The following is a 21437-nucleotide window of genomic DNA, read 5'->3' on the forward strand; positions in this document are numbered from 1 at the left end:
ATCACGGGGCGCACTCGCGCGCACGGGGCCGCGGACCGGCGCGGTTTCCCTTGCGCGGGGGTATGGGCGATCCGCAGTTGGAGCTCGGGAGGGGTACTGAGTCGCAGCGGGGACCGGAGGCTCGGGCGGCTCGGGTCGCATGGTCGTCGGGGCGGCGGCGGATCCGCCTCGAAATGACCTGTCTCTTGGAGCATGCGAAGCGCGTCGCTCCGCTTCGCGGCTCGCTCGCGCGCGCAAGGCTCGACCGGCACCGAGCTCGAGCGAGAGGACCGTCTGCGGCGCGGGCATGCGGCGCAGCGGGGGACGTCGATCGACATGTCTTTTCAGACATGAACCAAGCACCACGTCTCGCGCGCCGTCCTCGCAGGAGGGGCTTCATCGATCGTTATCGAGCGAGGCGCAGCCGACGCGGTGTGCAAGCAGGCGCGCGCGTCGGTCGGCTTGCCCCGGTCGCGGGGGCGTCTGTACCTTGCGCGGCATGATGACGAGCTTGCGGGGACTGGGCTGGACGACCGCGCTGTGCGGCGCGCTGAGCGGGTGTGGTGACGACGGGCGGACGGACAGCGCGGGGCTGACGATGACGGGCGGCCTGACGACGACCGGGGCGAGCGCGCCGACCGGGACGGACACGGAGGCGGCGACGACCATGACCGCGCCGACGTCGACGAGCGAGGGCGGGATGAGCGAGTCGGCCAGCGAGGCGACGACTGGCGAGCTGACGGCGACCGGCGAGGCGACGACGACGAGCAGCACCGGCGAGACGACCGCGGGCGTGTGCCCGGCCGACTGCGAGGCGAAGGGGGAGTGTGCATCGGCGAGGCGTGCTGCCCCGACGAGGACCACGCGTGCGGCGACGTGTGCTGCCCGCAGGGCGACATCTGCTCGTTCAACACCTGCGTGACGCCGGGCGACTCGTGCATCGACGCCAGCGAGTGCGAAGACGACGAGTACTGCGAGTACAGCCTCGGCGAGCCGGCGATGATGGGCGGCGACGAGATGTGCATGGGCGGGATCGTGCCGGCCACGGGCAAGTGCCTGCCGTCGCCGCCGAAGTGCATGGAGGGCGAGGACCCGGGCGACCCGCCGACGTGCCTGGCGACCTGTCAGTACATCCCGGGCGCCGGTCAGTTCACGCCGTCGGTGAAGTACCACTGGGACGCCGGCACGGTGATGATGACGCCGATCGTCGTGCAGCTCGACGACGACAACTGCGACGCGATCGTCGACGAGCGCGACATCCCGGAGATCGCGTTCACCACCTTCGTCGGCGGGGTGTACCAGGAGAACGGGACGATCCGCGTGATCTCGATCGTCGGCGGCGAGATCGTCGAGAAGTGGACCTACAACGCCGGGATGGTCGACCCGATCGCGCCCGGGCGCGAGCTCGCGGGCGGCGACATCGACGGCCTGCCGGGCAACGAGCTGGTGGCCTGCTCGACGACCGGCAAGACGCGGGCGTTCACCGGCGATGGCCAGCCGCTGTGGACTTCGACGTACACCGGGGCGTGTCACTTCGTGTCGATCGCCGACCTCGACCAGGACGGCAAGCCGGAGGTGATCGTGCCCGGCGCGGTGCTCGACGGGGCGACCGGGGCGACCGAGCTGATGCTCGGCGTCGGCGGCCACAACATGGCGGCCGACCTCGACAGCGACGGTCAGCTCGACATCGTCTACTCGCGCGGGGCCTTCAACGCGGCCGGCGGGGTGCTGGCGACGACCGGGCTCGAGGGGACCTATCCCGCGATCGCTGACCTCGACCTCGACGGCAAGCCGGAGGTCGCGGTGATCTCGAACGCCAACAGCATGACGGTGCCGCACCACCTGCTGCTGTGGCGCCACGACCCGCAGGCGATGAACGGGGCGCAGATCCTCCGCGCTGGCATCGACATCAACGGGGCGCTGTCGCCGGATCTGTGCCCCGAGGGCTCGGCGGGCAACCTGCGCGGCGGCGGGCCGCCGACGATCGCCGACTTCAACGGCGACGGCACGCCCGACGTCGCGGTCGCGGGCGGGGTCGGCTACGCGGTGTTCGACGGCAAGAAGCTGATGGACCCGAACGTCGCCGACGAGGACACGTTCATGTGGATCAAGCAGACGCGCGACTGCTCGTCGGCGTCGACCGGCTCGTCGGTGTTCGACTTCGACGGCGACGGCAGCGCGGAGGTGGTCTACTCCGACGAGATCCGCCTCCGCGTCTACCGCGGCAGCGACGGCGAGGAGCTGTGGAGCACCTGCAACACGACGGGCACGCTGCAGGAGTACCCGGTGATCGCCGACGTCGACAGCGACGGCCACGCGGACATCGTCGCGGTGTCGAACAACTACTCGGGCATCACCTGCGACGGGACCAAGCAGACGGGCGTGCGGATCTTCGGCGACAGCGAGGGCCAGTGGGTGCGCACGCGGCGGGTGTGGAACCAGCACGCGTACCACGTGACCAACACCGAGGAGGGCGGGAAGATCCCGGCGATCGAGCCGACCAACTGGCTGACGCCCGGGCTCAACAACTACCGCCAGAACGTCCAGCCCGAGGGCGAGTTCGCGGCGCCCGACCTGATCGTCGACCTGCGCCTGTCGTGCGAGCCTGACCCGTACGGGCTGGTCGGCCGCGTGCGCAACGTCGGCGAGGCGTCGGTGCCGGCCGGGGTGCCGGTCCACTTCTTCGAGGGCGACCCGATGAACGGCGGGGCGCCGCTCGGGAGCGGCGTGACCACCAAGGTGCTGTACCCCGCCGAGGCCGAGGACGTGACGCTGCTGCTGCCGAACGCGCCGCCGGGGGTGCTCGACGGCTCGTCCGTGGTGTGGGTGGTCGTCGACGACGCGATGCCGATGCACGCGTGGCACGAGTGCCGCGTCGACAACAACTCGGCCAGCGGCACCGGTCAGTGCCCGCTGCCGGGGTGAAAAGCGAAAGGCGAGCGTCGGGCGCTCGCCTTCTGTCCTTTGGGGCAGGCTGTCTTTCGGGGCAGCCTGCGATCGGCTGCCCCGAGGGACAGGTCACTTGACGGTGTAGCAGGTGCCGCGGCCCATGCCGTGGCGCTTGAGGCGGCCGTGCTTGACCAGCTGGCCGATGTGGAAGCGCAGCTTGCGGCGGCCCATGCCGGTCTGCTCCTCGAGGTCCTGCATGGTCGCCTCCTTGAGCTTGCGGACGATCGGGACCAGCAGCTTGGCGGCCTGGTCGAGGTTCATCGCGTCGCTGTCGTCCTGCATCGCCGGGACGTACATCGCGGCCTTCTTGGCGGCCTTCTTGCTCAGCTTCTTGCCGCCCGCGGCGCCCTTCTTGGCCGGCGCGGGCGGGATGTTGGGCAGCGCGGTCTGGGTCGGGGCGGCGCGGCCGCCCTTGCCCTTGGCGGCCTTGGTGGCCTTCTTCGCGGCGGCTTTGGTCTTCTTGGCGGCCTTGGGCGGGGGCGGCGGCGCGACGTCCTCCTCGGTCTCGCTGAGGTCGTCGTCGTCCTCGACCTCTTCCTCTTCTTCGTCCTCGTCCTCGGGCTCCTCGGCGAACGCCTCGACCTCTTCCTCTTCTTCTTCCTCGGGCTCGCCGGCGTCGGCGACCGCAGGCGGCACAGCCGGCGCTGCGACCTCGCCGCCGAGCAGGGCTTCGGCGAACTCGCCGAGCGACAGCTCACCCATCGCGTCGCCCCAACCGAGCTCTTGCGCGGCGTCGACGATGTCACCGAGCGTCGTCGTCGGGCTCAGTTCGCGGGCGATGGTCTCGAGCACGGCCTTGCGTTGCTCGACGACGAGGTGACGACGGTAGCTGTCTTCGAAGCCGGTCGAGAGGTTGCGCTGCACGGCGCGGAATCTTGCTCCCGGGCCGGCGCCTCAGCAAGCGCGAACAGTGGACCGGCGCGCCGCGCGAAGCATGCAGCACGCGAGGGCAGCGGCGAGGACATCGGGGGTGGGTGCGCTAACCCACATCAACTGGGAGTCTGTACGTTGTTCTCGGCAGGCGCAGCGGCCTCGGCAGGTCCTGGCGCGGCCTCGGCGGCCGGGCCGTCAGCGGGGGCAGGGGTGTCGCTCGGCTTGGGGATGTAGCCCTCGATAGGCTTCTGCCGCGTGCCCTTGATCCGACCCTCGGTGACGTCGACGGCGATCGGCTGCGCGAGCTTGTAGCGATAGCCGCGGGTCTTGAGGGAGATCTTGAAGGTCTGGTCCTCGTGGACGAATTCGCGGGAGAACCCGAGCTTGATCTGGCCCTCGCGGACGAACTGCCGGTGGCCGAGGATGAACGAGAACAGCCGCACCGCGGACATGTTGTAGAGGCGGTGACAGCCGTGCGAGTAGCGGCGGAGGATCGACATGTAGTCGACGCTGCCGTGGGTCCGGATCGAGTTGTCGAAGTCGGCCTTGAGGGTGCCGTCGGGGTTCTTGATCTCTTTGATATGGTAGGCCGCGACCAGGCCGTAGGCCGAGGTGTAGCTGGGCCCGAACTCGGCGTTGTTGACGACCGTGCGGACCCGGCCGTCCTTCCACTTGCGGCGCACCAGCTCGCGCGGCGGCGTGGTGGCCGGCGGGATCCACACCGGCGCCGCCACGATCTCCTTCCACACGCGCGGACCTACGTCGGAGTCCTTGTACTTGTAGTACTCGCCGCCGTTGTACAGCTCGCTGCGCCACGAGCCGATCGTGGTGCGCCAGTGGATCAGCGGGATCTTCTGGCCCTCGTAGACGGTGTAGACGGTGATGTGCGGGTAGCGCTCGCGCGGCTGCGACAGGCGCTTGCCGGTGCTGTCGAACGGGAAGTCGTACCAGACGTCGCCGCGGTCGATGACGACCTCGTAGGTCATGTCCTCGAGGTAGTAGTCGGGCCGCGGCGGCAGCTTGACCGCGACCAGCAGGTCCTCGAAGTTGCCGGCGCCGAGCTCGCTGAGCTTGTCGAGCTGGCGTCGGGCGCTCTCGGGCGTGCCGAGGTCGAGGGCGGCGACGGCGGCGTCGACCGACTCGCGCACGACGTCGCGCAGCGGCTGCTCCTCGCCGCGGCGGTCCTTCCAGCGGAACTTCGGCTTCCAGCGCGCGGCGCTGCCGTCCTCGAGGATCGCCGCGCCCGAGACGACGCGCTCCTCGACGACCCGCAGCAGCCGGCGGTGGGCGCTCTCGTCCTGCGTGCGCGCGAGGGCCTCGAGGTTCTCGCGCGTGAAGTGGCCCCAGCCCATGATCGCGTGCTTCTTCTCGAACTGCGCCAGCGCGTGGGTGGTCGCCGAGTCGAACTCGCCCTTGGTGTAGGTGCCCTCGCCCTCGGCCGACTGGAACATCTTCTCGCAGCGGAGCCGGCGCTGGGCGTGGTCGATGACGTCGACCTTGCTCTGCAGCGCGCGCCAGTTGTCGTAGGCGCGGCCGAGCTTCGGGTGACCCTTGGCCTGCTCGAGGTCGGCGGGGTCGAGCTTGGCCTTCTTCAGGTCCTTCTCGAGCGAGGCCTTGAGCCGCGCGAGCTTGCGGACGTCGCCCGTCTTCTTGTCGGCGTAGGCGATGCCGCCGCCGGTCCACGCGCGCAGGACCTCGGGGTCGAACCCGGCGGCCTGCAGACACGGCCCGATCTCGCTGTCGACGGTGCGCCACTCGCCGGCGACGACCTGCAGCGTCGGCGGGATGCCGTACAGCTCGAGGAAGTTGCGCTCGTGCTTGTCGAGCGCCTCGCCGTCGGCGTCGACGCGGTTGTTGGCGAGGTCGATGTAGCGCTTGCGGTAGTCGTTGGGCTGCGCGTCGTCGACGGCGACCGTCTTCTCGCTGAAGATGTACGGCACCCAGCTGTTGCTGAGGTCGATCACCGTGTAGCCGGCGGCCTCGACCGCGGCGATCTCCTGCCGCTTGGGCTCGGCGCCCGGGCCGTCGAACACCCACGCATGGCCCGCGGACTGCTCGCGCTGGCTGGTCTTGGGGAACACGAGGGCTGCGGGCGGCGCCACGGGTTCGCTCGGCTGCGGCGCGGCCCCGGCGGCGGCTCCGGTGGGGACCTGGGGCGCAGGCGCGGAGGGGAGATCCGCAGGCGGGGTGCTCGAGCAGGCGAGACAGAGGGCGAAAAACGCGCTCCAGCGGACCGCAAGCGGTCGCGCGCGCACGAGCCGGGGCGAGGCCCCGCGACCCAGCGATACTGGCATGGTGGACCGAGGATAGCCGGCTGCAAGGAAACTGCCAAAAGCCTGGCCAGAACCCGGCGAGAGCGTCTCCTGGGCCACGCGCGCGAAGTCAGCGTCACGCGTGCGTCGCAGCGCGGTGCGTGGTGAAAACGTGGACACACGGACGGTACGCGCCACGCCGTCCACGCCATCCATCGCGGCGCGCGGCGGCGGGTGCGTGGCGACGCGTACGGCGCGACGGCTGCAGGGCGGCGTGTGCGAGGGGCGTGCCGTGTGCGAGGGGCGTGCCGTGTGCGAGGTGGCGCAGGCGGGCGGGCGCGACGGATGCTTTACAAGCTGTGGCCGGATGTGCCACGTTGACGCTGCCGCAAGGAGACCGCGTTGAACCTCCTCAAGACTGCCCTGACCTACGCCGTCCTGTTTAGCGTGGGCGCCGTGACCTCGGTCGCGTGCTTCGAGCCGGAGCTCGATATCCCGTCGTTCCGCTGCAACCCGGCGCAGGCGACCGCGCAAGGCGACAACGGCTGCCCAGGCGAGGAGACGTGCTGCTCGGACGACCCGGCGACCGTCGGCGGCAAGATCCCAATACTACATGGACGGCGTCAGCAACGAGCGGTACGGCGCCCCGCTGTTCTCCGACAACAACAACGCGCTCAGCACCCAGGGCATGTGCGTGAAGACGGGTGACTTCGACAGCCCGCTCATCAACGGCTGCCCCGTGCCGTGCAACCCGCATTGGGACACGGCCACGATCAACGAGATCTGCATGGGCTCGCAGTGCTGCCAGACGCAGGAGCTCGACCCGGCCCGCGACTGCATCATGGTCGACGGCAAGTGGCGCGGGGCCAACGGCTCCGACATCCTCGCCATGCGCTCCGGCTGGGGCGGGCAGCACGCGACCAATCAGGACCCGGTCGCCGCGGGCTGCACGGTCTTCGCCCAGGGCGACCAGAAGAGCCTGCGCGACTGCATCGAGCAGCTCGGCGTCGCCAGCTCGCGCGGCTTCTGCTACCTGCTCGGCTGCCCGTGCGTCGAGGACGTGTGCGAGATGAAGAACCCCGACTACGTGCCGCGCTGCACCGGCGGCGCGCCGGGCGTGTGAGCACCAGCGCCGCGGTCGCGTCGCGCGCCCGCGCGTAAGATCGCCGGAGGCGTCGAGCAAGGCGGCCGGCGCGACGAGATCGCACGATCAGATCCGCGCGCCGAGATCTTGCACCGCCACTCCAGGGGCCCAATGCTCCGGACCCGGACCTGAACTCGCGCTCGGACCGCCAGTCCGCGCCGGTCGCCCTCGTGCGTCGGCGTTCGCGTCTCGCTGGCGCCGCCGTGAGGCTTCTATTAAAGAGGTAGGCTCCGGTGGACCTGGCGGCGCCAGGTCCGGGGCTTTTTTATTGCCCCTCCTTCCTGTATCTCGTCTCACACGTGACCCCCATGGCGCGAGCTTCTTCTGCAGACGGCACCAAGACCGACGCCCCCACCAAGACCCGCAAGGTCGCCAAGGTGAAGGCGAAGGCGACCGAGGCGGCCACGCCGGCGAAGCCGAAAGCCAAACCGAAAGCCGCCGAGGGCGCCGCCAAGAAGGCCGCGCCGGCGAAGAAGGCGGCCAAGGCCGCGACGCCCAAGGCGGCCAAGGCGCCCAAGGCGACGAAGGCGCCCAAGGCGACGAAGGCGCCCAAGGAGCCCAAGGAAGCGCCGGAGGCCGCGCCCGAGGAGGGCGACGAGGCCGAGGGCGCGTCGGCGCGCGGGAAGCAGCTGGTGATCGTCGAGAGCCCCGCGAAGGCCAAGACGATCAACAAGTACCTCGGCTCGAACTTCGTGGTGCAGGCGTCGGTCGGCCACATCCGCGACCTGCCGACCAAGTCGGAGAAGGGCGCCAAGCAGCCGGTGCCCGGGGTCGATCTCGAGCACGGCTTCCGCCCGACCTACGTGGTCCTGACCAATAAGAGCAAGACGGTCGCCGACCTCAAGCGGCTGGCCAAGAACGCCTCGCAGGTGTGGTTCGCAACAGACTTGGACCGCGAGGGAGAGGCGATCGCCTGGCACCTCGCGGAGGAGCTGCGCATCCCGCCGCAGGCCGCCCGCCGGGTGGTGTTCAACGCGATCACGCAGCAGGCCGTGCACCGCGCGTTCGCCAACCCGCGGCCGATCGACGTCAACAAGGTCAACGCCCAGCAGGCGCGCCGCATCCTCGACCGCATCGTCGGCTACCAGGCGTCGCCGCTGCTGTGGAAGAAGGTGGCGCGCGGGCTGTCGGCCGGGCGCGTGCAGTCGGTCGCGGTCAAGCTGATCGTCGAGCGCGAGCGCGAGATCGCGGCCTTCGTCCCCGACGAGCGCTGGGAGGTCACCGTCCGTCTGTGCGTCGACCCGAGCCAGGCTGCGCCGCTGGCGTCGGCGTGGACCACGTTCCTCGCCACCGTCGACGAGAAGGGCAAGGGCCCGACCCTCAAGGCGCAGAACACCTGGATGTCGCAGCACGCGGCGATCGAGTCGGAGCTGGTCGAGCTCGGCGGCGAGAAGTTCTCGCTGACGGCCGCCTCGACCGCGCCGCGCGACCTGTCCGCCGACGTGTCCCGCGTGGTCGAGGCCGTCGGCCTGGTCGACGTCAAGGCGACCGCGCGCGACAACCCGGAGGGCAAGGGCCCGCAGAAGACGCTGCGCACGATCACCGGCGCGCTCGACCCGGCGGCGCGCTACCGCGTCAAGTCGGTCGAGACCAAGCGGACCAACTCGCGCCCGCTGGCGCCGTTCATCACCTCGTCGCTGCAGATCGCCGCCGCCAACCAGCTCGGCTTCACGACCCAGCGCACGATGCGGGCGGCGCAGCAGCTGTACGAGGGCATCGCCATCCCGGGCGAGGGCCAGGTCGGTCTCATCACGTACATGCGCACCGACGCGACCGCGCTGTCGGCCGAGGCGCTGACGCAGATCCGCGGCTTCATCGAGTCGCGCTTCGGCGAGCCCTACCTGCCCGAGAAGCCCAACATCTACACGTCGTCGAACAAGGACGCGCAGGAGGCCCACGAGGCGATCCGGCCGACCGACATCAGCCGCCGCCCGGAGGACCTGCGCGAGGCGCTGACCGACGAGCAGTTCAAGCTGTACTCGCTGATCTGGTCGCGCACGGTGGCCTGCCAGATGACGCCGGCGCAGTGGGACGCGACCGCGGTGATGTTCGAGCGCGCCGACAAGCCGACCGGCGCGGTGGTCCGCGCCACCGGCCGCACGCTGGTGTTCGACGGCTTCCTCAAGGTGCTCGGGGTCCAGGCGACCGACGAGCAGACGCTGCCGACGCTCGGCGAGGGCCAGGCGTTCGGGACGTTCTCGATCGAGCCGCAGCAGAAGTTCCAGAGCCCGCCGCCGCGCTACACCGAGGCGTCGCTGGTCAAGACGCTCGAGGCCGAGGGCATCGGCCGGCCGTCGACCTACGCGTCGATCATCTCGGTCATCCAGGAGCGCAAGTACGTCGAGCAGCTCGACCGCCGCTTCTACGCCACCGACCTCGGCGAGGTCGTGACCGACAAGCTGGTCGAGGCGTTCAAGGACCTGATGGACGTCGGCTACACGCGGGCGATGGAGGCCCAGCTCGACGAGATCGAGGACAAGGGCGCCGACTGGCAGAAGATGCTCGAGCGCTTCTACGGCGGCTTCCGCCGCTCGCTCGACATCGCCAGCGACACGATGACGCACGCCAAGGCCGAGGCGCAGCCGGCGATCTACAAGTGCCCGAAGTGCGGGTCGCCGACCTGCTACCGGTTCGGCAAGAACGGCCGCTTCCTGTCCTGCACGACCTACCCCGAGTGCGACTACGCGGCGCCGATCACCCGCGACGGCCGGCCGCTGCTGCCGGAGCGCGTCGACATGGTCTGCCCCGACGACGGCTCCGACATGGAGCTCCGCAACAGCCGCTTCGGCCCGTTCCTCGCGTCGGTCAACTTCCCGCACACGAAGTTCGTCATCAACCTCGACAAGAAAGAGGGCGTCAAGCTGCCGACGCCTCCGGCGCTCGAGGTCGACGTGCCGTGCCCGAAGTGCGGCGCGCCGCTCAACCTGCGCATGGGCAAGCGCGGCCCGTGGCTCGGCTGCTCGAAGTTCCCCAAGTGCCGCGGCCGCCTGGCCTGGACGGCCCTCGACGAGGAGAAGCAGGCGGCGCTCAGCAAGCAGCTGACCGCCCACGAGAAGGCCCACCCGCCCGTGGTGCTCAAGCGCCGCGACGGCCGCGTGATCGCCGAGGGCACGCCGGTGGCGAAGCTGCTGATCCCGGGCGGGCTCGCCGAGCTCGAGATCCACCCGGACGCGCTCGCCGCCAAGAGCGACGGCGAGAACAAGCCCGCGACCGTGGTCGCGGCGCCCGCGGCCGCGCCCGAGAAGACGCCGGCGCTGCGCAACTGAGCGACGCGGTCGCCCAGACGTGAAGAGCGGGCGCCGCGAGGCGCCCGCGGCTCCTGCCCGGACCCATCACCGCGCGAGGCGGCTTGGCGAGGCGCCCCGCGTAGCGAAGCAGCGAGGTGCTGCAAGAGCGCGGTCTGTCGCCGAGGTCGGGATCACGCCTTGCGTGGGTCCTGCACGCTCGGGTGCTCCTTGTAGAACGAGTCGAGGCTCTCGCGGGAGATCTCCGCTTCGATATCGCCGTCCTTCAGGATCTTCGCCTGACAGCCGAGCCGGCTCGAGGCGCGGACGTCGAACGCCTTGTCGAGCATGTCCTCCTCGTCCAACTCGGCCTGGGTGAGCAGCTCTCGGCCCTTCGTGACGTAGACGTGACACGCGGAGCAGGCGCAGACGCCGCCGCACATGTCGCCCTCGGGTGCGCCCACTCTTTTCGACGCCGCGAGCAGTGTCGAGCCGACAGGGACCTCGGTCTCCCAAGTTCGGCCATGGGCCAGTAATCGGACTTTCGCCATCAGTGCCTCCTCGATTCGTGCTCTGCCACGGCGCGTCGACGCCCTGGCCGCCGCCCCATTGTCATGAATGTAAACGTACCACGAGACAGAGGCCCGCCGGCGCAAGAGCCTCCCAAGTCCCAGCTTCTCGACCAGCCGATCCTCGTGTCTCGCGAACGAGGGCGGCGCGAAGGGCAGCGTGACGGCGAGTTCGCGCCTTGCCGCGGTAGGGGGCTCTGCCGTCGCGTGTCCGATCGAACATGCGTGATTGCACATGCCCGAAGCACCATGTCCGAGCGGCCATGCCTTTCAAAGCAGGCCACGAAGTTATGTCTTGACGGACAGGTCGTCGAGCAGCGCCGCGCAGGCGCGGGCGATCTGCCGGTACGCCGAGAGAAACCCTCGGGGCCGCCGCGCACGGGGTCGGGCACGTCGAGGTCGGCGCCGCGGGCGCTGGGGTCGGCGAGCGACGCGAGCAGGCGGATGCGCGCCTGTCGGTCCGTGCCGGCGATCGGGCCGAACGCGGAGCCGGCGGTGAGGCGGCGCAGCTCGGACGCGACCAGGCGGTCGAGCAGCAGGACCTCGTCGAATTCGAACAGGTCGTCGCGGCGCAGCAGGCGGCTCGAGTGGGTCAGCGCGAGGCCGTGGTCGGCGGCGACGCGGACGCTGCCGGCGTGGGCGGGGTTGCCGGCGTCGGCGGCCACGCCCGCGCTGTCGATGCGGAAGCGGCCCGCGACGCCGCGCTCGTCCGCGAGCCGCGTGAACACTGCGGCGGCCAGGGGCGAGCGGACGATGTTGGCGTAGCAGACGAACAGGACGCCGACCGGACGCGCGCTCATTTGATCAGCTTCTGCACCTCGGCGTCGTCCTTGACGATCTCGAAGGTCGGGTCGAAGCCGACTTGCTTGAGCAGCGTCTTGCCGCCGCGCTTCGACACTTCCTTGAGCAGCTCGACGGTCTGCGGGACCTCGCCGGCGTTGGCGCTCTGCTTGGCGAGGTTGAACACCGGGTTCGGGTACGTGGTGTCCTTGTCCTTGGCCCACGTGAAGAACGCGGCGGCGCGCTCGGGCTCGTCGAACAGCGCTTCGCCGCGGGCGTTGGCGGACTCGGCGAGCTCGCGCACGGTGGCGCCGCCCTTCTCGGCCTCCTCGAGCGCCTTCTTGGCGCGCGTATCGGACGTCTTCTTCGCCTTTGCCTCGTCGAGCAGCTTCTTGTTGGCCTCGGCGGCAGCGGCGGGATCGGCCGCGGGCGCCGGCGGAGCGGCCTCGCCAGCGGTCGCGGCGGCGTCGGTCTTGGCGTCCTCGGGGACCTTGGCGTCGCCGGGCGGAGGTGTCGCGGGGTCACCAGCCGTCTTCGTCTCGGTCGACGGGGGCGGCGGGGCGACCTTGGCGTCGGCCGGCGGCGCGCCCTTGGTCTCCGGGGCGTCGGTCTTGCCGGCGACGACGGGGGCGTCTTTCGTCGCCGACTCCGGGTTCGTGTTGCACGCGAGGAGCGTCAGCGACGCGAGGACGAGCCGGGAGAAAGCTGGGCGCATGGCGCGGATATTATCGGAGAGTCCTGCGCCGCGCATTGTGGTAACACTCACGGTTGACGCACATGCTCGCGCCTGCAGCACCACTCGTTATGGCTGTCGTTTCGGCCCTCGCGCCGGCCCCTGACCTCGAGGCGAAGGTCAAGGCGATCTTCGAAGACAGCTGCACCGCCTGTCACGATGATGGCGCCGACGAGGTCTCGCTCGCGGGGTCACCTTCACGGCTGACCTCGGTGAAGTCGAAGGCGACCGGCAAACCGATGGTCGTCGCCGGCGACCCCGACGCCAGCTACCTCTACGCCAAGGTCATGGGCACCAAGGGCATCGCCGGCGAGGCGATGCCGCCGGGTGACTCGCTGCCCGCGGCCCAGAAGAAGGTGCTCAAGGAGTGGATCGCCGGCCTCAAGCCGACGACCGCGCCGGCGCCCGCGGCCGCGCCGGCACCTGGCCCTTCGGCCAGCAGCGGCGGCGCGGCCGGCAACAAGAAGGCGGCCGACCTCGAGGTCAAGGTCCGCAAGCTGTTCGACGACAAGTGCAGCGCCTGTCACGAGGCGGGCGGCAGCGAGGTCGTGCTCGTCGGCGACCTGGCGCACCTGTCGCGCGACAAGTCGAAGGAGTCGGGCAAGCGCTTCGTCGTGCCCGGCGACCCCGAGGGCAGCTACCTCGTCGCCAAGCTGGTGCCCGGCCACAAGGGCATCAAGGGCGACGTCATGCCGATGGGCGACGACCCGCTGAACGCCAAGGAGATGGAGCTCGTGCGCTCGTGGATCGTCGCGCTCGGCGAGTCGTCGGGCGGCGCGGCGGTCGAGACGCCGGCGCCGAGCGACGGCGCGGCGGCCGAGCCGAGCGAGGGTCCGAGCGAGGCCCCGAGCGACGCCGGCGGCGGCGACAAGCCGGCGGAGAAGGAGCGCGGCAAGCCGCCGTTCCACGGCACGTTCCAGATCAACCTGCCGACCACGACGACGCTCGGGCGGCGCACCTTCGAGTTCCGCATCGACCACCGCTTCGGTCAGGTCGGCGCCGAGCGCGGCGCGTTCGGCCTCGACGCCGGCGCCAACATCTCGTACGGCTTCGCCTACGGCATCCTCAACGGCTGGGACGTGCTGATCCGGCGCACCAACTCGCGCAAGGGCTACGAGCTCGGCACCAAGTACATCCCGATCCGCCAGGAGGACGGCAAGAAGCTGAGCTTCGGCGGCTACGCGTCGGTCGAGTACCTGCGCGACTTCCCGAGCAACACCGCCAACCCGTGGGCCGGCAACTTCCAGCTGCTGCTCAGCCGGCTGTGGTTCGACCGCTGGAGCACGCAGCTGACGGTCGGCTACCACCTGCGCACCAACCACTCGGCCAACGTGCAGGTCGACCTGCCCGACGACGGCGTCGACGGGCCGGTCAAGGTCCGCGACAAGCGCGGCACGCTCGGCATCGGCATCGCCTCGACGGTGTGGCTCGGCCAGAAGAAGCGCTGGGGCATCGACCTCGAGTACCACCTGCCGATCCCCGCCGACGTGTTCTTCTACCGCGGCGGCAACGCCGACCGGAACGGCAGCAACATCGGCTCGTGGGCGATCGGCGGCTCGGTCAACACCGGCAAGCACTTCTTCCAGATCTTCATCACCAACACCCGCGAGATCCACACCAACCTGTACGCCCCCGGCGGTCAGAGCAAGAACCCGTTCAGCGACCGCGGCAACTTCTTCTTCGGCTTCAACCTCAGCCGCAAGTGGAGCCTGTAACGACATGTCCCGGAAGACATCCAAGTCCGTGTCCCTCGCCCTGGCGACGACGACGTTGCTCGCGGGCTGCAACCAGCTCGAGGCGATCGAGACCGAGGGCAGCGGCGGCGGCGGCGGCGGCGGCGTGCCCCCGGCCGTGCGCGAGGCGTTCGAGGCCAGCTGCGGCAAGGGCGGCTGTCACTCGCCCGGCGCGACCCTGCCGGTGCTCGCCGGCGACGAGCTCGACGGCATCCTCACCGGCGAGATCAACGGCGTGCCGCTGGTGACGCTCGGCGACACCGCGAACTCGTACCTGGCGATCGTGATGCTGCCCGACGCGCTGCTGTCGAGCCTCGGCCTCACCCGCACGGTGCCGCGCATGCCGGCCGACAACGACTTCCTGAACCCGAACAACCAGGTGATCCTGTCGTGGATCGGCGGCGCCGAGTTCGAGGGCGGCGGGCCGGCCTCCACCGGCGGCGACACCGACACCGACACCGGCGGGACCGACACCACCGGCGAACCCGCCGAGCCGACCTTCGCCAACGTGCAGGCGATCATCGACGCCAGCTGCTCGTGCCACTTCTCCGCGCCGAGCGCCGCCAACGGCATGCTCGAGATGCCGATGGGCGACTCCTACGGGGCGCTGGTCGGCGTCAAGTCGCCCACGACCGACCTCAACCTGGTCGAGCCGAGCGACTCGGCGGCCAGCTACCTGTACCTCAAGCTGGCCGGCGGCTTCGAAGAGGCCGGCGGCGCGGGCACGCTGATGCCCCCGGTCATGGGCCTGATGGACGACGCGAAGGTCGCCCTGGTCAAGGCGTGGATCGACGCGGGAGCGATGGACAATCGAGGACATGGTCCCGGGGACATGGTCCCCGGGACATGGACGAAGGCACAGGACACCGAGGACAGGGCCGATGGGACAGGAGCTCGAAGTGGTCCAGGCGCTCGTGTGCGTCGACGGGCGCGTCCAGGGCGTCTACTACCGCGCCAGCGCGCAAGCCCGCGCCCAGGCCCTCGGCCTGCGCGGCTGGGTCCGCAACCTGCCCGACGGCCGCGTGGAGCTGCGCGCGCAGGGGACCCGCGCGAGGGTGGAGGCGCTGGTCGACTGGTGCCGCAAAGGCCCGCCCTCCGCCCGCGTCTCGTCGGTCGACGTCGACTGGGAACCAGTCGACTCCGAGATGCCGCTCAGCTTCATCGTGCTGCGCTGAGTCGCGGCGCGAGTTCGGGGCTCCCAAGTCGGGTTGGTGATCTTTCGCCCACAGCGCGTCGCCTGGACGACCTCGCGTGCTCGAGCTAGGTTGCGCGAACATGACCCTCCCTGCGCTCAAGTCGGTCGAGCTGGGCGAGCGCCTCCGGACCCTCCATGGGGATGACGGTGCGCTGCTGGCGGAGATCTTGCGAACGCTGGCGCAGGAGGTGGAGCGCGAGCCACGAAACCTCATCGCCTCGACGGCGTACGGCCATGCCCTGGTGCTCGCGGGCAACGCTGCCGAGGCCCGACGCGAGGCTCGGCGGGCGCTCGAACTGTGGCGGAGCCTCCCGGCGGTGCCGCCCGCGGTCACGCTCAACGTCGTCGCCGGGCTCGCCGATGCAGGGCTGGCCGCGGAGGCGAAGCGAACGCTGGAGAGCCTCGACGGTCGAGCGCTCGGGGAGCGAGAGGAGCAGCTCCGTGCCGAACACGCGCTTCAGATCGGCGTGCGCTTCGGGGAGGTCGAATGGTGGGCGAAACGCTCTGCGACGCCATCTTGCCGTTCCTCTCCGAGGCCGGCCTCAGCGAGGGCTGGCGGGCCATCGTCTCGTCGGTCGAATCGGCGCTGGGCCCTCGCATCGTTCGTCTTGATGCTTCGCTCGAGGGCCCCGAAGACGGGCAAAGGGAACTCGTGTTGCAGTACTGGACCGATTCTCATTCGTACTCCGAGCTCAGCCGGCTGCACGACGAGGTCTGGGACGCGGTCGAGCGGGCAGTCGCGGCGGGTGCCCCCGACCCTGTGAGGCACGTCGTGTTCATGGTCTACGGCCCCGCCGTTCCGCTCGAGGAGATCGGCGCGTGATCACCCCCGACGAGCTTTGGTCCGAAGCGTTGCGCCAGTGCGGCGAGGCCTCGACGACCTCCGCCACCGAAGCCGCGCGGCGACTGGCGATCGCGGCGCTCTACTACGCGACGTATCACGCTGCAGGTCGGGTCGTCGCCGTCGATACGACGGCGAGTAACAGCAATCATGAGCGGCTGTTCGCCGCGCTTCGAGATTCGCGCGAGGTCGCCGTACAGCGAGCCGCGCTGCGCTACAGGAGCTTGAAGGCGCTGCGCGTCCGGTCGCACTACTACCTGCGAGAGCACGTCGGCTCGCAAGATCTGGGGCAGGCGCAGCACCACGCACGGGCCGTACGGACGCTGTTGAGGCTCGACTCCGAGTGACGTAGCGCGGCGTTGTACGACGTCTGCGGCGGCGGTGGCCCGCTCGGGTCCGGAGCACTCGGAGCTCACCTTGCCGATCGCTGCGTGCGAACGTACCTCTCGTGGGGTAGGACGAGGGTGCGAGCAGTGGCCGGGCGACGCACAGCTCGGGAGCCGAGGCGCCGGGCACTGCTCGCGCGAGGCGCCTAGCACGGACAGCCGACGTAGGGCACCGAGTAGGCGTCGCGGAGCTCGGCGCCGTTCGGGTCGTGGGTGCGGAGGACGGTTTCAAAACCGTCGTCGGTGACGGCCTCGAGCACGCCGTCGCCCTCGAGGTCCATGAGCGCGGTGAGGCCGAGCCAGCCGGGCTGGTCGACGCGGACGAGTCGGCCGTCGCGCCGCTCGAGCAGGAGGGCGAGGCTGCCGCCGAAGTCGTCGCTGCAGGCCATGCGATCGACGAGCTGCAGCTCGACGCTGACGATCTGGCGCGAGCCGCCGATCTCGTGCCACGCGGTGGTTCTCAGGTTGATGGCGACGAACTCGTCCCAGGCCGGCAGGTCGGCGCGGCGCTCGGCGTCCATCGGCGCGAGGTACTCGGCGTACTCGCCCGTCAGGGCGGTGAACTCGGGCTGGGCACGCACGACTGCGGCGACCTCGGCCTTCAGGGCGGCGGCCTCGGCCTCGCTCGCGCCCCGGCGCCCGAACACGGTCGCGGGCGGGAGGTCGGCGCGGCGGGCCCACAGGCCCTCGCAGGGGCGGCCGTCGGCGGCGCGCTGGCGGGCCAGCAGCAGCAGGTCGTCCTCCTCGGCGAATAGCTGTTTGACCATGTCCCGAAGGACAGCCTTGTCGGCCGGCGGCTCGAAGCTCTCGTGGCCGTCGTCATCCATCGAGTGGAAGACGTCGCCGATCTGCTCGAGGTGGAGCCGGGGCGCGTCGACGCTTGCGACGCAGGTGCTGCCGTCGGCGGCGTGCACGACCATGGTCGCGTCCTGCAGGCCGCGCAGGCGCTCGGGGAGGCTGTCCCAACGGGCAGATCGGGTGGCGAGCAAATGGCTGGGCTCGGCCTTGATCACGGGGCGACCGCTGGCCCAGCGCAGGTCGGCGTGGGTGTGGAGGACGAGGGCGTCCTTGCGCACGAGCATGGCCTGGCCCACGCCGGCGGGCGGGGGCACGGGAGCGGCGGTGGGCTCCGCGGCGGCGACCACGGGAGCGACGGGCGTCGGCGGCTCGACCGTCGCAGGCGCGGGCGTCGGGGCAGGCGCGGGCGGTGCGAGCGCGGCGAGCGGTTCCGAGCTCGCCGGCGCAGGAGCGTCGAGCGAGGGGAGCGCTTGCGAGACGAGGATCGCAGCGAGCGGGGCGACGAGGATGGCGGACAGGGCGACGAGATCGCGGGTGCGGGCCATGACGCGGCGTCAACGAGCCGCCGCCGGGCCGTTATTTCGTGGCTCGCATGCGCGTGCTCGCGTGCAAGTCGTTGCCGGCGCGTCACGGCGTTCGCACGCGCCGCGACGCCGGCGCCGACACTCCAGGAGTCGCGTCAAAGCGCCGCGCCGAGGCTCCAGATGGCGCCTCGATAGCGTTCGCTGTTGCGGTACGACGCTCTTCCTCGAGTCGACGCGGCGGTGAGCAGCGCGAGGGCTCGGCGCTCCTGGTCGAAGACGTGAGGCGACGACCTCGAGCGTCCGCGAGACGAACGACTCCCGCCGGCGGACCTACCGCGCGCTCGATCCGAAGCCGGAGGGGCGACTGCGAGGAGGTGTCACTGTCGGCGCGCTTGGTATCGCGTCGGAGAACGACTTCACGAAGACGCCGGCGTGGCCCACCGCGCGCTCGGTGTGACGGCCGAGAAACGACTGCAAGAGGGGCGTCAGCGTCGGTCGGAGGACTTACTGCACGACCGCGCCGGCGTAGGCGACCACGCGCTCGGTGTCGCCGGTGACCTGGCCGGAGTGGGTGTAGCCGACGAGCTCGGCCCGGCGCGCGCCGAGCTCGAGCGCGGCGACCAGCGCGACCGTGGCCGGCAAGATCCCGCACATGCTGATCTGGTGGCGCCGGACGGTCTCGTGAAGGCCTGCGGGGTCGAGCGCGAGCAGGCGGTCGAGCGCGAGGTGGTCGAGCGCGGCGGCCTCGTCGGCGCGGATGTAGTGGGACATGTCGCTGCTCGCGGCCAGCAGCACCCGCGGGGCGGCGTCGGGGTTGCCGGCCTCGAGCTCGCGGATCGCCGCGGCCACGCCGACGCCCACCACCTGGCACTCGGCGAAGTCGAGGCCGCCGAGGCAGACCGCGGCGATCTCGGCCTGCGGGTTGCGGGCGCGCAGGAACGGCAGGTGGACCTCGATCGCGTGCTCGCGCAGGTGCGCCGCCGTGTCGGGCTGGAGGCCGGCGTGGCGGATCAGGGCGTCGGTGAGGTCGGCGGCGATCGGCACCGGGCCGGCGGGGGTGTCCCACGCGCCGCCGGGCCAGATCGATCTCCGCGCGCCGCGCCCGGTGTGGTTGGGGCACAGCAGGATCACGCGGTCCGGGACATGTACTTGCGACCATGTCTTTCCGGCCAGGGCGCCGCTGTAGACATAGCCGGCGTGGGGGGCGAGGATCATGCGCGCCGGCACCGGCCGGACGTCGCGGTCGAGGCAGCGCTCGAGCTCGCGGCGGAGCGCGCCGGGCTCCCCGGGGTAGAAGCGGTCGGCGACGGCGGGCGGGCGGTGCGACTCGAGGTTGGACATGGCGCGGCTCCGTTCACGATTCACAGCAGATGATAGCGCCGGCCGCCGGAGGTCGACTGGCTGCGGGCGTCGAAGACGCCGGGGATCTGGCGAGCACAGCCGGGGCAGGTGCCGTCAGCCTTGACGCGGTTGGCCGCGACGGCGTGCCAGCGGCGCTCGATCAGCGGGAGGTCGCAGCCCGGGCACGCGGTGACGGAGCCGACGCGGTCCCAGATGTTGCCGGTGTAGACGAAGCGCAGGCCGAAGCCGCGGGCCTCGTCGCGGGCGCGGATCAGGGTCTCGGGCGGGGTGCGTTCGACGTCCTGCAGCTTGTAGTCGGGGTGGAAGGCGGTGAGGTGGAGCGGGACGTCGGGGCCGACGTGCTCGGCGATCCAGCGGAACTGGGCGCGCAGCTCCTCGGGGTCGTCGTTGTGGCCGGGGATCACCAGCGTGGTCAGCTCGACCCACAGGCCGCGCTTGACCGACCACTCGATGGTCTCGAGGACCGGTTGCAGGTGCGAGAAAGTCAGCTTGTGATAGAAGCGCTCGCTGAAGCCCTTGAGGTCGATGTTGAGGGCGTCGAGCTCGGGGTACATGTCGGCGCGTGCGGCGTCGGAGATGTAGCCGGCGGTGACGCCGACGGCCGCGACCCCGGCGGCGCGGGCGGCTCGCGCCGCGTCGATGACGTACTCGGGGTAGATCGTCGGGTCGTTGTACGTGAACGCGACCGAGGCGGCGCCCTCGCGGCGGGCCAGCGCCGGCACGTCCTCGGGGGCCAGCTCGAGCGCGCGCTTGTGGTGCGACTTGGCCTTCGACAGGTCCCAGTTCTGACAGAAGCGGCAGCCGAGGTTGCAGCCGGCGGTGCCCATGCTGAGGATCGTGGTGCCGGGGAGGAAGTGCCACAGCGGCTTCTTCTCGATCGGGTCGACGGCGACGGCGTTGGGCTTGCCGTAGGCCAGCGACACCAGGCGCCCGTCCTCGTGCTTGCGCACGTAGCAGAAGCCGTGCTGCCCCTCGGACATCGTGCACAGGCGCGGGCAGGCGGTGCAAACGATGCGCTCGCCCTCGCGGTGCCAGTAGCGGGCCGGGTGGGTCATGAGAATCGAGCTTTGGCCCGGGCGGCGCGGCATGCAAGTCCGCGCCGGGGTGTGTGCTTGCGCCGCCATGTCAGGACGCCCCCACGACGACCAAGCCCGCGCCGACCTTCATGCCGAGCTCGCTCGCCTCGAGCACGTGTTCGTCGCGCACGACGATGTCTCGCTCCATGTCGTCCGCAGCCGCCCGTGGGACCGCGGCGAGCGCCGGGCGCCGGTGCTGTTCCTCCACGGCTACCCCGACACGCTCGACACGTGGTCGCTGCAGCTGGCGTCGCTGGGCCAGTCGCACCCGGTGGCGGCGTTCGACCAGCGCGGGGTGGGCCGCTCGACGGCGCCGACGAGCCGCGACGGCTACGCGTTCGCGCACTACCTGGGCGACATCGAGGCGGTGATCGACGACCTCGCCGGTCCCGAAGGACAGGTGCACCTGGTGGCCCACGACTGGGGCGCCGCGCTGGCGTGGATGTTCGCCGAGCAGCCGCGCTACGCCCGGCGGCTGCGCTCGCTGTCGATCCTGGCCGGGCCCCACCCGAACCTGATGATGCGCCGCCTCGGCCGCGCGGCCAAGAACCCGCGCGAGCTCGGGTTCTTCTTCGATCAGCTGCGCAAGAGCTGGTACATGGTGTTCTTCCAGCTGCCGTGGCTGCCCGAGCAGCTGATCTCGCGCCAGTTCCCGCGCCTGTGGATTCAAGCGCTGCGCAGCGGCGGGGTGGCCAAGGACGACCCGCTGCTGCGCGACTTCGACGCCGAGGGCGCGCGCCGGGCGGCCCTCACGCCGCTGGCGCTGTACCGCCAGGCGCTGTTCCGCAAGCTGCAGCCGCCGCGCCCCATCGAGGTGCCGACCTGCCTCCTCGTGCCGCTCCACGACATGGCGCTGCGCCCGGAGCTTTATGACGACATCCACGAGGTGGCCGCCGACCTCGAGGTGCATCGCCTCGACGCCAATCACTGGGCGCACCGCCAGCGGCCGACGGAGGTGTCGGGGATCCTCGAGGCCTTTATTCGCAGGGTCGAGCACGACTCCTGACGGGCGCCTGCGG

Annotated in this window: 19 protein-coding genes; 8 read left to right on the forward strand and 11 right to left on the reverse strand. The window is 70.9% G+C overall.

Annotated elements, in window-relative coordinates:
* Positions 1-375: 375 nt before the first annotated feature.
* Positions 376-753 carry a hypothetical protein gene (locus OV079_RS40620; protein ID WP_267775063.1) on the reverse strand — a complete coding sequence of 126 codons (378 nt, stop codon included), beginning with the start codon at positions 751-753 and terminating at the stop codon, positions 376-378.
* Positions 754-804: 51 nt separating this feature from the next.
* On the opposite strand from OV079_RS40620, the gene OV079_RS56615 reads away from it, so the two are divergent.
* On the forward strand, positions 805-2904 hold the full coding sequence (locus OV079_RS56615) for an FG-GAP-like repeat-containing protein (RefSeq protein ID WP_267775064.1): 2100 nt from the start codon (positions 805-807) through the stop codon (positions 2902-2904).
* 93 nt (positions 2905-2997) lie between these two features.
* On the opposite strand, the gene OV079_RS40630 is transcribed toward OV079_RS56615, so the two are convergent.
* Together OV079_RS40630 and OV079_RS40635 are read right to left on the reverse strand one after the other, a co-directional pair.
* The gene (locus OV079_RS40630; protein WP_267775065.1) at positions 2998-3792 is read right to left on the reverse strand and encodes a hypothetical protein; all 795 of its coding nucleotides are present in this window, start codon (positions 3790-3792) and stop codon (positions 2998-3000) included.
* A gap of 125 nt (positions 3793-3917) precedes the next feature.
* Entirely contained in the window at positions 3918-5903 is a 1986-nt protein-coding gene (locus OV079_RS40635; RefSeq protein ID WP_267775069.1) for a hypothetical protein, read from the reverse strand.
* Positions 5904-6666: 763 nt separating this feature from the next.
* Here OV079_RS40635 and OV079_RS40640 point away from each other — a divergent pair.
* Together OV079_RS40640 and topA are read left to right on the forward strand one after the other, a co-directional pair.
* Entirely contained in the window at positions 6667-7176 is a 510-nt protein-coding gene (locus tag OV079_RS40640) for a hypothetical protein (RefSeq protein ID WP_267775070.1), read from the forward strand.
* Between the two features lie 329 nt (positions 7177-7505).
* A complete protein-coding gene (topA, locus tag OV079_RS40645) occupies positions 7506-10463 on the forward strand; it encodes a type I DNA topoisomerase (protein ID WP_276604075.1) in 2958 nt (985 codons plus the stop codon).
* A 152-nt stretch (positions 10464-10615) separates the two neighbouring features.
* On the opposite strand, the gene OV079_RS40655 is transcribed toward topA, so the two are convergent.
* The 3 genes from OV079_RS40655 to OV079_RS40665 are packed head-to-tail and all read right to left on the reverse strand — an operon-like array spanning position 10616 to position 12485.
* Entirely contained in the window at positions 10616-10972 is a 357-nt protein-coding gene (locus OV079_RS40655) for a 2Fe-2S iron-sulfur cluster-binding protein (protein ID WP_267775071.1), read from the reverse strand.
* On the reverse strand, positions 10972-11790 hold the full coding sequence (locus OV079_RS40660) for an arsenate reductase/protein-tyrosine-phosphatase family protein (RefSeq protein ID WP_267775072.1): 819 nt from the start codon (positions 11788-11790) through the stop codon (positions 10972-10974). The genes OV079_RS40655 and OV079_RS40660 overlap by 1 nt, the downstream gene beginning before the upstream one ends.
* Entirely contained in the window at positions 11787-12485 is a 699-nt protein-coding gene (locus OV079_RS40665) for a hypothetical protein (protein ID WP_267775073.1), read from the reverse strand. Before OV079_RS40665 ends, OV079_RS40660 begins: the two co-directional genes overlap by 4 nt.
* 89 nt (positions 12486-12574) lie before the next feature.
* On the opposite strand from OV079_RS40665, the gene OV079_RS40670 reads away from it, so the two are divergent.
* Complete coding sequence (locus OV079_RS40670) at positions 12575-14218, forward strand: DUF5777 family beta-barrel protein (RefSeq protein ID WP_267775074.1); 1644 nt, start codon at positions 12575-12577, stop codon at positions 14216-14218.
* A 177-nt stretch (positions 14219-14395) separates the two neighbouring features.
* Here the strand turns inward: OV079_RS40670 and OV079_RS40675 are convergent, their stop codons facing one another.
* Positions 14396-14809 (reverse strand): hypothetical protein, encoded by a 414-nt coding sequence (locus tag OV079_RS40675; RefSeq protein ID WP_267775075.1) that lies wholly within the window; start codon positions 14807-14809, stop codon positions 14396-14398.
* Positions 14810-15117: 308 nt separating this feature from the next.
* Here OV079_RS40675 and OV079_RS40680 point away from each other — a divergent pair, with 308 nt between their 5' ends.
* The gene (locus OV079_RS40680) at positions 15118-15411 is read left to right on the forward strand and encodes an acylphosphatase (RefSeq protein WP_267775076.1); all 294 of its coding nucleotides are present in this window, start codon (positions 15118-15120) and stop codon (positions 15409-15411) included.
* Positions 15412-15496: 85 nt separating this feature from the next.
* On the opposite strand, the gene OV079_RS40685 is transcribed toward OV079_RS40680, so the two are convergent.
* Positions 15497-15883, reverse strand: coding sequence for a hypothetical protein (locus tag OV079_RS40685; RefSeq protein ID WP_267775077.1), 387 nt, complete (start codon positions 15881-15883; stop codon positions 15497-15499).
* Between the two features lie 35 nt (positions 15884-15918).
* On the opposite strand from OV079_RS40685, the gene OV079_RS40690 reads away from it, so the two are divergent.
* Together OV079_RS40690 and OV079_RS40695 are read left to right on the forward strand one after the other, a co-directional pair.
* Positions 15919-16254, forward strand: a complete 336-nt coding sequence (locus OV079_RS40690; protein WP_267775078.1) for a hypothetical protein — start codon at positions 15919-15921, stop codon at positions 16252-16254.
* On the forward strand, positions 16251-16619 hold the full coding sequence (locus OV079_RS40695; protein ID WP_267775079.1) for a hypothetical protein: 369 nt from the start codon (positions 16251-16253) through the stop codon (positions 16617-16619). Before OV079_RS40690 ends, OV079_RS40695 begins: the two co-directional genes overlap by 4 nt.
* 185 nt (positions 16620-16804) lie before the next feature.
* On the opposite strand, the gene OV079_RS40700 is transcribed toward OV079_RS40695, so the two are convergent.
* The 3 genes from OV079_RS40700 to amrS all read right to left on the reverse strand — a co-directional run bounded on the left by OV079_RS40700 (position 16805) and on the right by amrS (position 20397).
* Positions 16805-18001, reverse strand: coding sequence for a hypothetical protein (locus OV079_RS40700; protein ID WP_267775080.1), 1197 nt, complete (start codon positions 17999-18001; stop codon positions 16805-16807).
* A 483-nt stretch (positions 18002-18484) separates the two neighbouring features.
* A complete protein-coding gene (amrB, locus tag OV079_RS40705) occupies positions 18485-19321 on the reverse strand; it encodes an AmmeMemoRadiSam system protein B (protein ID WP_267775081.1) in 837 nt (278 codons plus the stop codon).
* Between the two features lie 20 nt (positions 19322-19341).
* Entirely contained in the window at positions 19342-20397 is a 1056-nt protein-coding gene (gene amrS, locus OV079_RS40710) for an AmmeMemoRadiSam system radical SAM enzyme (RefSeq protein ID WP_267741427.1), read from the reverse strand.
* A gap of 67 nt (positions 20398-20464) precedes the next feature.
* On the opposite strand from amrS, the gene OV079_RS40715 reads away from it, so the two are divergent.
* Positions 20465-21424: an alpha/beta fold hydrolase gene (locus OV079_RS40715; protein WP_267775082.1), complete on the forward strand. Its 960-nt coding sequence runs from the start codon at positions 20465-20467 to the stop codon at positions 21422-21424.
* Positions 21425-21437 lie beyond the last annotated feature (13 nt).

The organism is Nannocystis pusilla, assembly GCF_026626665.1.
In the GTDB taxonomy this organism is placed as follows: Bacteria; Myxococcota_A; Polyangia; order Nannocystales; family Nannocystaceae; genus Nannocystis; species Nannocystis pusilla.

What these genes read in the sequence shown, in the direction of transcription:
- OV079_RS40670 (WP_267775074.1), top strand. Translation starts at nt 12,575, where the DNA reads ATGGCTGTCGTTTCGGCCCTCGCGCCGGCCCCTGACCTCGAGGCGAAG.
- amrB (WP_267775081.1), bottom strand. Translation starts at nt 19,321, where the DNA reads ATGTCCAACCTCGAGTCGCACCGCCCGCCCGCCGTCGCCGACCGCTTC.
- topA (WP_276604075.1), top strand. Translation starts at nt 7,506, where the DNA reads ATGGCGCGAGCTTCTTCTGCAGACGGCACCAAGACCGACGCCCCCACC.
- OV079_RS40640 (WP_267775070.1), top strand. Translation starts at nt 6,667, where the DNA reads ATGGACGGCGTCAGCAACGAGCGGTACGGCGCCCCGCTGTTCTCCGAC.
- OV079_RS40675 (WP_267775075.1), bottom strand. Translation starts at nt 14,809, where the DNA reads ATGCCGTTGGCGGCGCTCGGCGCGGAGAAGTGGCACGAGCAGCTGGCG.
- OV079_RS40715 (WP_267775082.1), top strand. Translation starts at nt 20,465, where the DNA reads ATGTCAGGACGCCCCCACGACGACCAAGCCCGCGCCGACCTTCATGCC.
- OV079_RS40690 (WP_267775078.1), top strand. Translation starts at nt 15,919, where the DNA reads ATGGTGGGCGAAACGCTCTGCGACGCCATCTTGCCGTTCCTCTCCGAG.
- amrS (WP_267741427.1), bottom strand. Translation starts at nt 20,397, where the DNA reads ATGACCCACCCGGCCCGCTACTGGCACCGCGAGGGCGAGCGCATCGTT.
- OV079_RS40680 (WP_267775076.1), top strand. Translation starts at nt 15,118, where the DNA reads ATGGGACAGGAGCTCGAAGTGGTCCAGGCGCTCGTGTGCGTCGACGGG.
- OV079_RS40700 (WP_267775080.1), bottom strand. Translation starts at nt 18,001, where the DNA reads ATGGCCCGCACCCGCGATCTCGTCGCCCTGTCCGCCATCCTCGTCGCC.
- OV079_RS40660 (WP_267775072.1), bottom strand. Translation starts at nt 11,790, where the DNA reads ATGAGCGCGCGTCCGGTCGGCGTCCTGTTCGTCTGCTACGCCAACATC.
- OV079_RS40665 (WP_267775073.1), bottom strand. Translation starts at nt 12,485, where the DNA reads ATGCGCCCAGCTTTCTCCCGGCTCGTCCTCGCGTCGCTGACGCTCCTC.
- OV079_RS40655 (WP_267775071.1), bottom strand. Translation starts at nt 10,972, where the DNA reads ATGGCGAAAGTCCGATTACTGGCCCATGGCCGAACTTGGGAGACCGAG.